Origin of the sequence: Staphylococcus sp. GDY8P94P (assembly GCF_017892255.1) — a bacterium.
In the GTDB taxonomy this organism is placed as follows: domain Bacteria; phylum Bacillota; class Bacilli; order Staphylococcales; family Staphylococcaceae; genus Staphylococcus; species Staphylococcus cohnii.
In genome coordinates this window covers 21,209-36,156 of record NZ_JAESKU010000015.1, presented here as the reverse complement: position 1 = coordinate 36,156, position 14,948 = coordinate 21,209, and the positions used below count along the sequence as shown (strand labels likewise).

Below are 14,948 nucleotides of genomic sequence, written 5' to 3'. Positions count from 1 at the left end.
AAAATTAGCATTAAGCTAAAGCTTGAGTAGCGATTTTTTAATCTGTTAGCAAACTTTCTTGATATTTTAGTTTTTTAGTTATATTTCTAATCGTCAACCACCCTACAAGAAAGAATATCAATCCAAAGAAACTATATTGTGGGAGAATAATAGCAAAAGTAACAATAAATACCACGCCTATAAAACACATTAATCTATTTAAAAATTGTTCATACCCTTTTATCACTTTACTATCAGATACCGGCCAAACTTGAGGCCATAAACCATATGCTTGTTGTGTATAAAATTGAGACATTTGTAACAAAATAATATACATAAACAGGCTACCAATTAATAAAATTACGATGACTTGATGTAACCATATCATCATAACTAAAGCTATAATAATCAAGCGTAATATAATATTAAATGCGTCTTTACCTCTAGCAAAACTTCTAATAAATAAATAAAGATACATATAGTTGTCATTAAATTTTTTAGGTTTCGGTTTCCACAATAACGGATCTAAATAACTTCTCCTTACTGCTTTCTCTTCTAATTGTTTTACATCCGTAAACATATTTACAAATTTATAATAATTCATATGATGTTGTTGTTCTGTATTAATCATATGCTCCCATGGGAACAAATAGTCTTTGTTTAAATATCTTATTAACAGAGTAAGAGCAACAAGTATAATAACTGAAAAAATACTTGAGATATTTTTAGGATCTAAGGCTACATAATAACCAGATGTAAATATCACAAACAAAATGCTAAATAATGACCAACGTTCAAGTCGAAATTTATACCACTGCCATTTTAATAATAAACCTAGGAGCGGGAATATAATTGCTAGTCCAGCAAAGACAATATAAAATCCAAACGTTTTGTTATTAAGCACATAAAATAACGGAAATAATATAATAATTAATAATATTTGTATAGGTAATCTAGTAACATAACTATACAACAAACTTTTTTTCATATATTCAAACATATGTTTTTCAAATGGCAAGAGAAATAATTTATCTGCATCTTTCAATAAAGTCCTAATTGGGAACATAGAAGTAATGGCTGTGATTATACTAGCAATTAATGGATAATTAATATGTTTAGGTATTGATTTCAACCAATCTCCATAGCCTAAAATAAATGCACCTAATAAAATCACAAGAAATACGGAAAAATGACCATTAAATATAAACTTATTATAATAACTTTTCTCCTTTGTGATTTCTTGTTTCCTTAATTCAAATAATTGTTTAGCTTCATGTCTCATGAGTTCTGGCCACCTTGAGTAACATGTATATAGATTTCATCTAAAGTTTTACCACTTAGCCCTGTTTGTTCTCTTAATTCATCTATATTACCGAATACCACGATTTGACCTTTGTCCATTATTAAAAATCTGTCACAATATTTTTCAGCAGTTGCCAAAATATGTGTACTCATCAATACAGTTCTATTTTCTTCTTTTTTTTCAACCATTAAATCAAGCATAGATTGAATACCTAAAGGATCTAAACCTAAAAATGGTTCATCAATGATATATAGTTCTGGCTCTACAATAAATGCACAAATAATCATTACTTTTTGTTTCATACCTTTAGAAAAATGACTTGGAAATATATCTAACTCATTTTCTAACCTAAATGTTTTTAATAATGGATTTGCTCTTTTCATAGCTTCTTCTTTATCAATATTATACGCCATTGCAGTCATGTTAATATGTTCTTGTAACGTTAATTCATCGTATATTACTGGTGCTTCTGGAATATATGATAATTTTCGTCTATAAGTTTCTACGTCTTTTTTGATATTAATATCTGAAATTGTTAACTGCCCTTCCATAGGCGTTAATAAACCTAACATATGTTTAATAGTTGTACTCTTCCCAGCACCATTTAAACCTATCAAACCAACAATTTCTCCTTTTCTCAATTCAAAATTTATATCTTTAATCACAGGTCTTTTGCCATATCCACCTGTTAAATGCTCTACTTTTACTGTCATAAGGCACCTCCACAAATAGTATTGTATCAAAAATCAAACATTGTTCATAAAGTTACTGCAAAAAATGACGGAAATTAATCAGTAATGCTATAATGGTTATTAAATATCTGACAAGGAGTGAAGATTTATGTCTGAAACAATCTTTAGTAAAATAATAAATGGTGAGATTCCTAGTTATAAAGTATATGAAGATGAATATGTTTATGCATTTTTAGACATCTCTCAAGTGACTAAAGGTCATACTTTATTAGTTCCTAAAAAAATCTCTGCAAATATCTTTGAAACAGATAGTGAAACAATGAAACATATAGGTGTTGCTTTACCTAAAGTAGCAAACGCAATTAAAAACGCATTTAACCCTGATGGTCTAAATATTATACAAAATAATGGTGAATTTGCCGATCAATCTGTCTTCCATTTACATTTCCACTTATTACCAAGATATGAAAATGAAGTAGATGGTTTTGGTTATAAATGGGAAACACATGAAGAAAGCATAGACGATGATCAGAAGGAAAAAATTGCACAAGAAATTTCAGCTCAATTTAATTAATTATGCTTAGCTGATATGATTTAGGGTATATTAAAATTATTAATGACTCAGAAATTTTAGAAATGAGGAGAATTTTTATGAAAACAGCTCAATTATTACTAGGTCTTGGTGCTGGTGTTGCAACTGGAATTGGTGTTGCATTAATGAATCGTGATAAGAAAAATTCAAACCAATACGTGACAGAAGCGCGTAAGCCTACAGGTGCTGAATCTGAAGTTGATAGAGAAATCAATACAATAAAACAAAACGTCAATGATATTGTAAATTACATTGCTCAAATCAAGTCCGAAAGTACTGAAATTGGAAGCACTATCGGTGATGAAGTAAAAACGATGATTGGCGATTTCAAATCTGATATCGATCCTAATATTGAAAATTTGCAATCTCATATTGAGAATTTACAAAATCGTGGCGAAGAAATTTCAAAAGCCTTTGAAAAAGATAAATAATAAGTTTGGTTAAATAAGAGTTATGACTTAGTTTTCAAAAGAGTTATAACTCTTTTATTTTTTATAATAGATTCTTTAAGCATTTGAAATAATACTAATTCATAACTAATTTTTAATCTCATAAGTTTCTTTGCTCAAGAACTATAATGTTCAGCCAGTGTGTTTCTAAATAATCTTTCAAACTCTAAAACTAGCATAAAGTTAAACTTGACGATTGTAGTAATACGTTAGATAATACGAAAGTATATTCAATATATTTTAAAAGGAGTATGATTGCGTAATGTATTTATGTACACGTCAAATAGATATTAACGCTCGTTTTGGCATACCTAGAATTGCTTTCCTTAGTTTTGCTACTACAATTATTACATTTTTAATTGCATACGAACTATTATACTTCTTTTCAAATACCAAGTTAACAGATGATCACTTTTTGATATTTTTAATTTTAGTGGTACTTTTGTACCCATTGCATAAATTAATCCATTTATTATTTTTCTATCCCTATCGTAAATCATTTAAAAAATATAAATTAGTAAAACGTAAACCTGTGCCATTTTATAATGTGTATGTAAATACACCAGTTAATAAATATTACTTTTGTTTTGATTTAATCACGCCTGCTTTATTTATTACAATTATCTGTGGTTATATAAGTACTTTAATTCCGCAATATGGTCATTATTTGATGTTTTTAATTGCTTTAAATTTAGGCTATTCGGTCATGGATTTTCTTTATTTAAAAATTATATTATTTTCAAATGAAGGCGCTTATGTTGAAGAACATCAAACAGGTATTAATATTTTAAATAAAGTATCCCCACATTGGAATAATGAACTTGATTAAGCAAACAGCAATGTTTGCTTTTCAGACTGTCGTCAAAGTATCCGACTTTGTTGGCAGTTTTTTTATGCACGCTTTCCACATAAAAAGCTTACAACTATAGTCGTATATATTGGGTTTCTAATTGGTGAAAACGACTTTATATGTTATATTTACGTTGTTATTCTTACAAAAGGAGTTCCCAAACATGAAAACATTTAAAAAAGTTATAATTCCTGTTACTGCCAGTGCATTACTATTAGGTGCTTGTGGTAATAGTGCTACAGATTCTAAAGAAGATACAATCATTTCATCAAAAGCTGGCGATGTTAAAGTTGAAGATGTAATGAATAAAATGGGCGATGAGCAAGTTGCAAATACGTCTTTTTCAATTTTATTAAATAAATTGTTAGCAGATAAGTATAAAGATAAAATAGATACTAAAGATATTGATAAAGAGGTTGAGAAAGAACAGAAGCAATATGGTGGTAAAGATCAATTTGAAAGTATGTTGAAACAACAAAAAATGTCACTTAGTGACTATAAAGAGCAGAAAAAATTACAATCTTATCAAAAAGCACTACTAAATGATAAAGTGGATATTTCTGATAAAGAAATCAAAGAATCTACGAAAAAAGGTTCACATATCTTAATTAAAGTTAAAGAGAATAAAGATGACAAAGAAGGTTTATCAGATAAAGATGCGAAAGCAAAAGCAGAAAAAATCCAAAAACAAGTATCAGAAAATCCTGATAAGTTTGGAGAAATTGCCAAAAAAGAATCCATGGATAAATCTTCAGCTAAAAAAGATGGTAGCTTAGGCTATGTTATCAAAGGACAAATGGAAAAAGATTTTGAAAAAGCACTATTCAAACTTAAAGAAGGCGACGTTTCAAAAGTAGTTAAAACGGATTATGGTTATCATATTATTAAAGCAGATAAAGAAAATGACTTTGATAAAGAAAAAGGTAAGCTAAAATCACAATTAATCCAACAAAAAGTACAAAAAAGTCCTAAATTATTAACAGACGCTTATAAAGAATTGTTAGATGAATACAAAGTAGATTATAAAGATCGAGATATCAAAAAAGCTATCGAAGATTCCATTCTAGATCCAGATAAAATCAAACAACAACAACAGCAGCAACAACAACAGCAAGCGATGCAACAAGGTGGAGCTGGTATGACCTCTGGACAATAAAATCATATCTCAAAACATAGATAAGGCAAATGCTATTATAGATAGCATTTGCCTTATTTTTTCAATGAAACGTACTCATATTTCTTAATTAGGTACATAATTGATACGATAGTATTTTATTTTTTGTATTAATATTCAACATATGATAAATACATGTTTAAACTACTCAGGCTAAGCCAAATTATCCCATGAATAAAAAACTGTTGACTCATCCCTACTACAATATGTTACATGTAAGTTTTCACGGTCTGAACCGAATGAGTTTACATGTAAAAAGGACTAGTCCATGCAAAATTGGATTAGTCCTTTTTAAGAATTTATTTTTTTAACGTATATTATTTTTTGTTTAATCCAATGATGTTGGATTGTAAAATTGTCTACCCTCAAGTCCAAATATACGTTCAGTAAATTGACCTTTTGGTGTTTTTTTATATGCTTTTTCAAACATATTCATTTTTGCATCAATATTATCGATGAAATATAAAATTTCCGCTTCTTTCATATGTGGTAGTTTTGGAGAGCCAAATTCCATTTTTCCATGATGCGCTAATATCATATGACGTAGTAATAATACCTCTTCGCCTTCTATTTTTAATTCTCGAGCAGCATCTGCTACTTCATCACTTGCTATAGAAATGTGACCTAATAAATTGCCTTCAACTGTATATGTTGTTGCAACAGGACCACTTAATTCTTTAACTTTACCAAGGTCATGTAAAATAATAGAACTATATAACAAGCTACGGTTTAACAGTGGATATATATCACAAATAGATTTTGCGACACGTAACATTGTTAATACGTGATAACTTAACCCACTTGAAAAATTATGATGATGTGTACTTGCTGCAGGGAATGTAAAAAATTCCGTTTGATATTTGCGCAATAAATGTCTTGTAATACGTTGTAAATTTGCATTTTCAATTTCCAAAATATAATGAGAGACTTCTTCTTTGATTTCTTCTGGTGTCAGCGGGGCGCCATCTACGAAATCATGTATGTTTAAATCTGCTTCATCTGAAGCTAATTTAATTTTATTAATTTTCATCTGTTTACGCCCACGATAATTTATAACATCACCAATTACGTGTACAATTTTTTCTGGTTCTAGCACGCGCATATCTTCCTTAGTAGCAGTCCATAATTTGGCTTCTATGTCTCCACTTTTATCTTGAAGATATATCGTCATATAGTCTTTCCCTTGAGCAGTCACACCTTGTGTCGCTTTATGAATCAAGAAATAGTGATCAACTGAATCTCCAGGATTTAATTTTTCTACATTTCTCATTATTTACCGCCTTCCTCAGGTTTATTCAAAGTAATAATTTGTTTTGAAGGCACACTTGTATCCTTGACACATGTAAAGTATAAAATTTGATAATCATTAGGCATTTGTCTTAGATAATTCATCATCGTTTCTTTTCTATGTTTATCAAAATGTACAAATGCATCATCAATAATTACAGGGAATGGATAGTAAGGTTTTAATGTTTTAATTAAACTTAAACGCAATGCGATATATAGTATTTCTTTAGTAGACTGGCTTAATTCAATTGGTTCGTACATTTGACCATTCACTTGTTTTACCATTAAATCTTCATTCGCATAAGTAACTTGTACATAATTTCCATTTGTCAAATGTGCAAAGATCTCTGTTGCTTCATTTATCACTTGTGGTAAACGCTTGTCTTTAATTTGTTTAATATGTCCTTCCACTAAAGATTGTAAGTAGCTGAGACTTGCCCAATCTTTCGCTTCATCGTTCACTCTATTTTTCAAAATATGGAACTTATGACGTAAATCCGCTAGTGTCTTATCTGTTTCCATATCCGTGATTTTAGCGTTTAAATCACTGACTTCTGATTGCATTTCTAAATACTGGTCATTATAATTATCTACTTGTCTTTCCAACACTTCATCTTCTTCAGATAATTGTGCATATGTTTTTTGGCTTAACATGGAACTAGCTTCGTAATTATAATTTTGGTTTTCCAGATATTTTGTTAAATCATTAAAACGATTTAATTGTTGGTGATAAGCTTGGTATTGTGCATGTTGATAATAATATGATTCTTCATCATTTGCACTTACAAAGTTAAATAACTGTGAAATCACATTACTATTCTCATTTAAACGATGTTTAAGCTGTGATAATTCACTTTCTATTAAAGCGATTTGTTCTTGATTCCTATTCCATTTATCTAAATTCGTTGTTTCTTCTTTTAACCATTGATTTACATCATGAAATAAAGATAGCGTGTTAAAAGTCGTAAATTGATTTTGAGTTACTGCTTTGGCATGTTCATAAAATGTATCTAATGCTTGTTGTAACTCAATTTTTTGATCGTTCAATTCAACCGTATGATTGTCATAATCCTTAATTTTATTCATCGTCGCAATACTATCAATAATGAGTTCGTCTGAAATTTTATCAGATAAATGTAATTCATCTTTAATTTGGTTAATCTCATTATCTGATTTTGAATATTGGTGCTGAGCCGCTTCTAAATTAGAAGATAAATAATTTGCTTTTTTATCTAAAGCTTCTTTCGTTTTAATAGCATTATGAAATTGTTCTCGAATCCTATTTTGATCATCTAAATCAAAATCCAAATTATAATTAGCTTCTAAATCATTTATTTGGTGTTGCAAATCTTCAATTTCATTAGAAAATGTTTCACTATGTCCAATCTCTTTTGATTTAACTAAAAATATTCCTACGATAAATATAAGAGAAAGTATTGCAAATACAATACCAAAGACCAAATTAGCAGAAATAAATGAAAAGATTGTTAATCCAATACCAACAACCGCTAATATAATCAAAGCAAATCTGAAAATATTCTGCTTGCGTTCATTTTCTTGTTGTTCTTTATCAAACGCTTCTTTCATTTTTTGATATAAATTATTCTTCTCTTGAAGTTCAAACACACGATTGTTATATTGCTTTTTCTTTTCATAATTTTCATCAGACACAATATCTTTTTCTAATGCATCCATCTCAGTTTGATTTGTTTCTTTATCAATTTTATTTTCTTCAATATTGCGTTCTAATTGTTGAATAAAAGCAGTCTGTTCTTGTTTATTTTTAATTTGATTACTTACGTGACTCTTCATTGCCTCTGAACTGTCTACTTCATGGTATACATCTTGCCATCCAATATTAGACTTTAAGCCTGATTTCTCACGTTCTTTATCTTGAATTTCTTTTTCAACTGATTTTAATTCGTATTCTTTTTGTTTAATTTCATTTTCTTGTTGCTGTATATGGTTAAAAGCATCTAAATCAGATTGCTTAGGGACATTGATTTTTTCGTTTTCACTTTTCAAGTGTGCTAATCGCTCTTCTCTTAAACCAATATCTCTTTTTAAATTTTGCGTTTGAATTTTTGCAGATTCATAGCGATCAATACCTTGTTCAGGAAATGTGACAGGTTCGATATTTAATTGCGTTTCTAGCGTTTTCCACTCTTGTGTTTGTTCATGTAAAGCTAATTCTTTTTGCTTACGGTCATGCATTTTAGACAGTTGATTTAAATTTTGTTTCAAATTTTCTAAACGTCGATCAGCTTTATCTTTATCATCTACTAAGCGTTTATAAGAGGATAGCTTTTCTTCTTCTTCTCGAATTTGACGCTCTAATGACTTCAATTCTTCAAGTTGTTGATTAATCATTGGATTTCTACCATTTTTCTTATACAACATTTCTTTTTTATCATTCAAAATTTCACGCATGCTAGTAAATTCTGTTGATCCTAATGCACCAGCCTGAAGTAAATAGTTTTGTAATTGCGTTTCATCCATATTTTTATGAATATTTTGTAGACCTAATACATCAAATGAAAATATACCTTGGTATGTACGTTTTGAGATAAAATTAAGTTCTTTTTTTAACCAGCTTTCATCTTTGATGGCGCCGTTTGGTAGATAAACTTTAACGTCTCCAGTTGCTGCACCTTTGATACGTTCAATTTCTATCAAAGAACCATCATCTTGAATCAATGTAAGTTTTCCGCCATATTGATTACCTAAACGTGGTTCTAGTCGTGGTTCATTTTCTTTCTTAGTTGGAAAACCGAATAGGATAGAATGTATAAATGCCTGTATCGTAGACTTTCCTGATTCATTTTCTCCATATATTTCTGTGAAATGTTCATCAAATTGAATGGTTCTTTGAATAAATCTACCATAACCATATATATCTAATGATTTAATCTTCATTTTATCCCCCCCTCATATCTGATTTTAATAATAATTCCGCTCGCTTAATTAATTCACGACGATCAAAATCATCATAATTTTCTAGGTATTTGGAAGCTTTTGGATTAAGATATAAATCATTCATAGCTTGCTCATAAACTGAATTATCTTCAATCAAATCTGGTGAAAATTCTTTAACAAGAGTCGTTTTATCATCATCTTTATTCTTTATTTTTAAATCTTCTATAAACACAAAATTATGCTCATTTTCTTCATATTCGCTAATCATTTCATGTACTTGCATTAAATCTTGATCAGAAATAATTTCGTCTGAATTGACATGTACTACTAATTGATAAATTGCTTTACCGTGAGCTCTAACTTGTGATTTAAAGTCTTGTATTGCGTCAAACAAACCTTGTTTTGAAGTCATGTCTGTATCTATTTCAGCTTTCTCAAAACGAATAAACTGGGTTGGCACAAATTTAGCATTTAGATGTAAATCATCTCCCTCTATTAATAGGCAGCCTTTTTCTCCAGTTTCTTTGAAATGACGACCTTGAATATTACCAGGATAATGAATTTGAGGCATATCACTTAGTTGTTGTCGCTCGTGTATATGACCAAGTGCCCAATAATGATAAAGTTTATTGTTTAAATCTTCCAATCTAAATTCCGTATAACGGTCTTTTGTGTTCGTTTTGCTATATGTACCATGTAAAATACCTATATGGATACCTTTTTGGCCTTGGCTTGATGGATAAGCATCAAGCTTATTTTCGTAACTCGCTTCATTTTGATAGCTGAAACCGTGTAAATATATTTCTTCGCCATTTTTGGTAATTGTTTGATATGTTTCTACATTTTCAGAAAAAACAGAAACATTCTCTGGCCATTCAGTACCTATAGATGAAGAAAGCGGATCATGATTACCATGACAAAGATAAACAAATATTTGTTCTTTTGATAGTCGTTCAAATTGCTCTTTTAAGAACACTTCAGCACGGAGTGTTCTATTATGACTATCAAATAAATCCCCTGCTATAATCATAAAATCTACTTCTTCATTTAACGCTAAATCCACGATTTTTTTAAAACTTTCATATGCGCTTTTTTGCATATCTTCAAATATCGATTGACTTAAGTAGCTTCTAGACTTAAATGGACTATCTAAATGTAAATCTGCACAATGAATAAATTTAACCATATTGTTATAGTTCTCCTTTATTTAAAGGTTTTTATAAAAAGCATGAAAACTAGGCATTTATTTTGAGATTTAAAAAACTCTACTAATACCTATGTACATGCTAATACCTTGTATCTCTTTATTTTACCACACCGACTATTGTACAGTCGATAAAACAAAAAAGCTGAAACATAAATAAATGTCTCAGCTTGAAATTCAATATTAACCATGGTTCATTGAATAAAAAATGAACTATTATCCAGCAATTAAAGAACTCATTTATCGGAATCAATTCTTTTGTATATCACTTCTCAATATATTGAGTTTATCATACATATGCTTGAATAAAAGTTCATATATTTCTTTCAATTATGGTTGTGGCCATGTATTGATTTCAAAAATCAATTTTTACATAGCAACACATTAAATATTTTTAACTTTTTATAAAAACTTTAGATTATTTTTAAAAATAAACATTCTGATTAATTAGTCAGCGTAAATTTCATCTAAAGGTTTAACAATGATTTGATTAATTTCTTGGAATACTTGGCTCATGTTTTGCTCAGCAGCCATTAATTCTGAAATGTTAGAATCATTTTCGATTTTTTGTGCTTGTTCTTGAGCTTTTTGTAATTCCTCTTCACCAATTTCTTCACCTTGCATTTGTTTTTGTTGGAAGTTTAATTGTGTTTCACGGAATTCATCAAAAAGTGCTTTTGATTCATCATTTTCTTTTACTTTAGCATAAGCTTTTTGAATTGCTTGATATTCATCACTTTCTCTTAAAGCTTGTTCTAATTGATTTGCATGATCGTATAAATTTACTGCCACTGTGCTTCACTCCTTTATTTGTATATGTGTTATAACCACATCGATATTACAATAACATAATTTAATATGTTATACAAAAATTGCAATCACACCTTGTAATAAACCTATGATGCCGCCTAATAAAAAGCCTAAAAGCATAATTAATTTCAACTCTTTATTTGCGATATCTATGATTAAGCGTTCAATATATGCTAAATCAAATGAATTTATCTGTTCTTCAACCATTTGTCTTAGGTTGATTTTTTTCATGATTGGAGAAATATGTTTAGAACCTTTATCAATAATCAATTCTGTAAGTTGTTTTGAAATTTTTGTTTCTAAGAATGTTATAAATTCTGGCATTACTTCTTTCAGTGGTCGATTCGATATATTATCTATGTTTGCATAGTTCATAAGTAAATCAGCAACCGTTACCTTAAGCGAATCGAATTGATCTTCATTGATGATTTCTACTAACGTTTTTGATTTAAATGTTGCGTATTCATTTTCAATAATCTGCTTTGCAATTGCTTTAGCTTTAGGATGATTTGTTAATCTAATCAATTCATGTTGTATTCGATCTGCAATGCTTTCTCTTGTCATAAACATCTGTAGCAAACCTACAATTTTACCTTTCTCATTAAAGAAAGTATCTAACATTGATGCTATATCAGCAGTGCCTTTTTCTGATTTAAGATAGACGCGTGCACGTTCAAACAATAATTCTGGTACTCCATCTACCTTTGCATCAATATTTTTTTCAATATCTGAAGGAATCATTTGTTTTATAGGAGTTTCTTTATGTTCAGCATAATATTGTTCTAATTTATTATTGATAACTGAATACATTTTATCATTAGTAACCTGTACAACATCAACATCGAAACTTTTCGTCAACGATTGAACCGTCACATGGTCTGTTTTTAATTTTTGAATCTGTTTTAAGATTAATGATTCGATTGCTTCTCTTGATTTAGGTGCATTTAATTTTGACTTAATTAACGTTTCAGTCAATAGGTGTTCTTCAATAACTTGTCCAATTTTATCTGCAATTTCTGCTCTTCTTTTAGGTATTAACCCAGGTGTAAAAGGAATACGTTTATTAAAAATATAGTAAGTTTTAAACGGATGAAATAACATTCTTACAGCAATTACATTTGTGACGCCACCTATTATTGCTCCAATATTCATCATCGCTATAATTATTAAAAAAGCGTGCATAGTTAATTCTCCTTCAAATAAAATTTGTTATAAACTGAAGGTACATTCATATCAGTCATTTTTACATTGTATAACATATATCAAAAAAATGTGTATACTATTTGTTATTTTTTAAAAACAAAATTGCTTGGCAGCAATAATTATGAGTATATTCAATTTGTATTAGTATAAATTCAAAAATAAAAAAAGAGCGATTTAGAAATCAATCAACATTTGATTTCCCGTGTTCGCTCTTACAATGATGTATTCTTTTTTATCATAGGTCAAAAACTGTATCAACTTGCCTATTAAGTTCAGTTCATTTGTTCATGACCGATTTCAATTAAACTTTAGTGACTAAACCATTCAATATATAAGCTATAACTTTATTAGTTAATGTTATAAATAATGATTCTTCTATCACAAAATGCATTTATTTATACGTGCATTAATTCTTCTTTAGAAACTCTACCAAAATATGTTTCAGCTTCTCTTAATTTAGAAGTACCAAAAATAGGTTGTGTTTCCTCATTTAGTACACGGTAGATATCACTTACTTTATTGCTTTGTAGAATATAGCCGTTACGAGTATCAACTGTGTTCCAATATATATCACTAGTTGTAGAATGATTTGGATACGCACAATGGTTACGTGAAATTGTTTGTACCATTTCTAATGGATCGCAACCGAAAGTACTATTTAGAACATCAGAATCTCTAAATAATGCACAAATTGACACACATGTTGTCCAGTTGGGCAATACTCTCTCTTTTTCAATTTGTACTAGTGTCTTTTTTGAAAGACCAATCGTTTGTGCCATTGTATCTTGCGTGTAACCTGCTTCAATACGCACCATTTTAAATTTTGTTTGAATTAAATCTGTAAAACTCTGTCTATCCATTACTTTAATCTACCTTTCATAAAAGAATATTTTATCCGGACACAAGAAATTGCAATAATACACGTTTCTTGAAACACAAATTACATCTTAATACAATTTGCGATAAAATAAAAGAGCGAAATGATATTTTCGTTGTTTTTTGTTATTTGCGAAATTATCTAAATAATCAATCTTATATCCTATAATTAACTTAAATACTTATACCACTTTTATTGTAAGCGCATAACAAGCATGAAATGTGATTATATTTTTTACTTATTACTCTTTTGATATAAAAACACTATTCATTATTATATCTTAATTTTTACTTTTTGGCATATACTTTGCCTTAAACAATTGAAAATGATCATTTATTTACTTTTTTCAGAATTTTCATTATAATCAGGGTTACTTTAATAATTGAGGTGTAAAAGATGACAGAGAAATATATTTTACTTGCAACTTGTACAGATAAAGTCGGTATTACTTCATTAATTACTAATAAAATTGCTCAATATCATTCTAATATTCTACATTTAGATCATTTTACAGAATACGACCATTCACCAAAATCTACAGGTCAATTATATTTGAGATTAGAATTTGAAAATGTACCATCATTGAAAGAAGATTTAGAAACAACGTTGCAAACACATCAAATAGATTTTAAACTCTTTGACAATCAACAACATACAAAAATAGCACTTTTTGTTTCTAAGGAAGATCATGCTTTCAACGAAATTTTATTACGTGTTAACAGAAATGAATTGCCTGCCGAAATTGTGTGTATCGTTAGTAATCACGAAAACAATAGACAATTCGCAGAAACACTTCATATCCCTTTTTATTACATACCGAGCAACGAAGATAAAGAAATCGTAGAAAGAAAAATACTAGATGTTTGTTCTGAGCATCAAGTTGAACTCATCGTGTTAGCAAAATATATGCAAATACTATCCGATCATTTTGTCAGTCACTATCCAAATCAAATCATCAATATTCATCACTCATTCCTACCGTCATTTATAGGAGCAAATCCTTATAAACAAGCATGGGAACGCGGTGTCAAATTAGTTGGAGCAACAAGTCATTATGTTACTTCTGACCTGGATGAAGGTCCAATCATAGATCAAGACGTTATCCGAATTAATCATCGGTACAATGTACAAGATTTACGTAAAATTGGTCGGCATGTTGAATCAAGTGTGTTAGCTCAAGCTGTAGAATATCATGTGCTTCATAAGGTGATTGTGACTGCGAATAGTAAGACAATTGTTTTTAATTAATATTCATAAAAAACCTGAAATAGCTTTTTGCGCTGAACATAATTTGTGGGAATAAAATAAAAACACTTCTGTTGAATTCATTTAAAATGAAAAATACGGAGGTGTTTTTTTCTATGAAAGGAGTTGCTTACTCATTAGAAATGAAAATGAAGGTTACAGTTCAAGCGAAATGATGGAAACATTAAACATTAGAAAAAGTTCACAAGTGAAAACTTGGTGGAAATGATAAAACCCATAGATTCTACCAACAAGTTGGTAAACAATATTTATATGGTAAGGATATTGGATAATTAAATAATGAAGAAAAGTTAAGAATATAAAACAGAAGCAAAAAGCTGAAATTGATGTTTTAAAAAGTACAAGG

The 14,948-nt window shown here is 29.2% G+C and carries 13 protein-coding genes; 5 read left to right on the top strand and 8 right to left on the bottom strand.

Translation table 11 applies throughout. The features are described 5' to 3' along the window. Nucleotides 1-37: 37 nt before the first annotated feature. Nucleotides 38-1,261 (bottom strand): ABC transporter permease EcsB, encoded by a 1,224-nt coding sequence (ecsB, locus tag KA926_RS09600; protein ID WP_210144203.1) that lies wholly within the window; start codon nucleotides 1,259-1,261, stop codon nucleotides 38-40. Next, on the bottom strand, nucleotides 1,258-1,995 hold the full coding sequence (gene ecsA / locus KA926_RS09595) for an ABC transporter ATP-binding protein EcsA (protein WP_210144202.1): 738 nt from the start codon (nucleotides 1,993-1,995) through the stop codon (nucleotides 1,258-1,260). Before ecsA ends, ecsB begins: the two co-directional genes overlap by 4 nt. 127 nt (nucleotides 1,996-2,122) lie before the next feature. On the opposite strand from ecsA, the gene KA926_RS09590 reads away from it, so the two are divergent. The 4 genes from KA926_RS09590 to prsA all read left to right on the top strand — a co-directional run bounded on the left by KA926_RS09590 (nucleotide 2,123) and on the right by prsA (nucleotide 5,021). Continuing rightward, nucleotides 2,123-2,548, top strand: coding sequence for an HIT family protein (locus tag KA926_RS09590; protein WP_210144201.1), 426 nt, complete (start codon nucleotides 2,123-2,125; stop codon nucleotides 2,546-2,548). Nucleotides 2,549-2,625: 77 nt separating this feature from the next. After that, nucleotides 2,626-2,997 (top strand): YtxH domain-containing protein, encoded by a 372-nt coding sequence (locus tag KA926_RS09585; RefSeq protein WP_210144200.1) that lies wholly within the window; start codon nucleotides 2,626-2,628, stop codon nucleotides 2,995-2,997. 280 nt (nucleotides 2,998-3,277) lie between these two features. Then, nucleotides 3,278-3,844: a DUF3267 domain-containing protein gene (locus tag KA926_RS09580; protein ID WP_107385244.1), complete on the top strand. Its 567-nt coding sequence runs from the start codon at nucleotides 3,278-3,280 to the stop codon at nucleotides 3,842-3,844. 184 nt (nucleotides 3,845-4,028) lie between these two features. Beyond that, nucleotides 4,029-5,021, top strand: coding sequence for a peptidylprolyl isomerase PrsA (gene prsA, locus KA926_RS09575; protein ID WP_019468046.1), 993 nt, complete (start codon nucleotides 4,029-4,031; stop codon nucleotides 5,019-5,021). 346 nt (nucleotides 5,022-5,367) lie between these two features. On the opposite strand, the gene yhaM is transcribed toward prsA, so the two are convergent. From yhaM to xdrA, 6 genes are all read right to left on the bottom strand, one after another. After that, nucleotides 5,368-6,309: a 3'-5' exoribonuclease YhaM gene (yhaM, locus tag KA926_RS09570; protein WP_107385246.1), complete on the bottom strand. Its 942-nt coding sequence runs from the start codon at nucleotides 6,307-6,309 to the stop codon at nucleotides 5,368-5,370. Continuing rightward, nucleotides 6,309-9,242 carry an ATP-binding protein gene (locus tag KA926_RS09565; RefSeq protein WP_210144199.1) on the bottom strand — a complete coding sequence of 978 codons (2,934 nt, stop codon included), beginning with the start codon at nucleotides 9,240-9,242 and terminating at the stop codon, nucleotides 6,309-6,311. The genes yhaM and KA926_RS09565 overlap by 1 nt, the downstream gene beginning before the upstream one ends. Nucleotide 9,243: 1 nt before the next feature. Next, entirely contained in the window at nucleotides 9,244-10,428 is a 1,185-nt protein-coding gene (locus tag KA926_RS09560) for a metallophosphoesterase family protein (RefSeq protein ID WP_210144197.1), read from the bottom strand. 465 nt (nucleotides 10,429-10,893) lie between these two features. Then, nucleotides 10,894-11,238: a YlbF/YmcA family competence regulator gene (locus KA926_RS09555; protein WP_019468127.1), complete on the bottom strand. Its 345-nt coding sequence runs from the start codon at nucleotides 11,236-11,238 to the stop codon at nucleotides 10,894-10,896. Between the two features lie 69 nt (nucleotides 11,239-11,307). After that, nucleotides 11,308-12,438, bottom strand: a complete 1,131-nt coding sequence (locus KA926_RS09550) for a DUF445 domain-containing protein (protein WP_210144195.1) — start codon at nucleotides 12,436-12,438, stop codon at nucleotides 11,308-11,310. A gap of 416 nt (nucleotides 12,439-12,854) precedes the next feature. Continuing rightward, nucleotides 12,855-13,319 carry an XRE family transcriptional regulator XdrA gene (gene xdrA / locus KA926_RS09545; RefSeq protein WP_210144194.1) on the bottom strand — a complete coding sequence of 155 codons (465 nt, stop codon included), beginning with the start codon at nucleotides 13,317-13,319 and terminating at the stop codon, nucleotides 12,855-12,857. A 413-nt stretch (nucleotides 13,320-13,732) separates the two neighbouring features. Between xdrA and purU the strand changes: the two genes are divergently transcribed. Then, nucleotides 13,733-14,584 (top strand): formyltetrahydrofolate deformylase, encoded by an 852-nt coding sequence (gene purU / locus KA926_RS09540; protein WP_210144192.1) that lies wholly within the window; start codon nucleotides 13,733-13,735, stop codon nucleotides 14,582-14,584. Nucleotides 14,585-14,948: the final 364 nt, after the last annotated feature.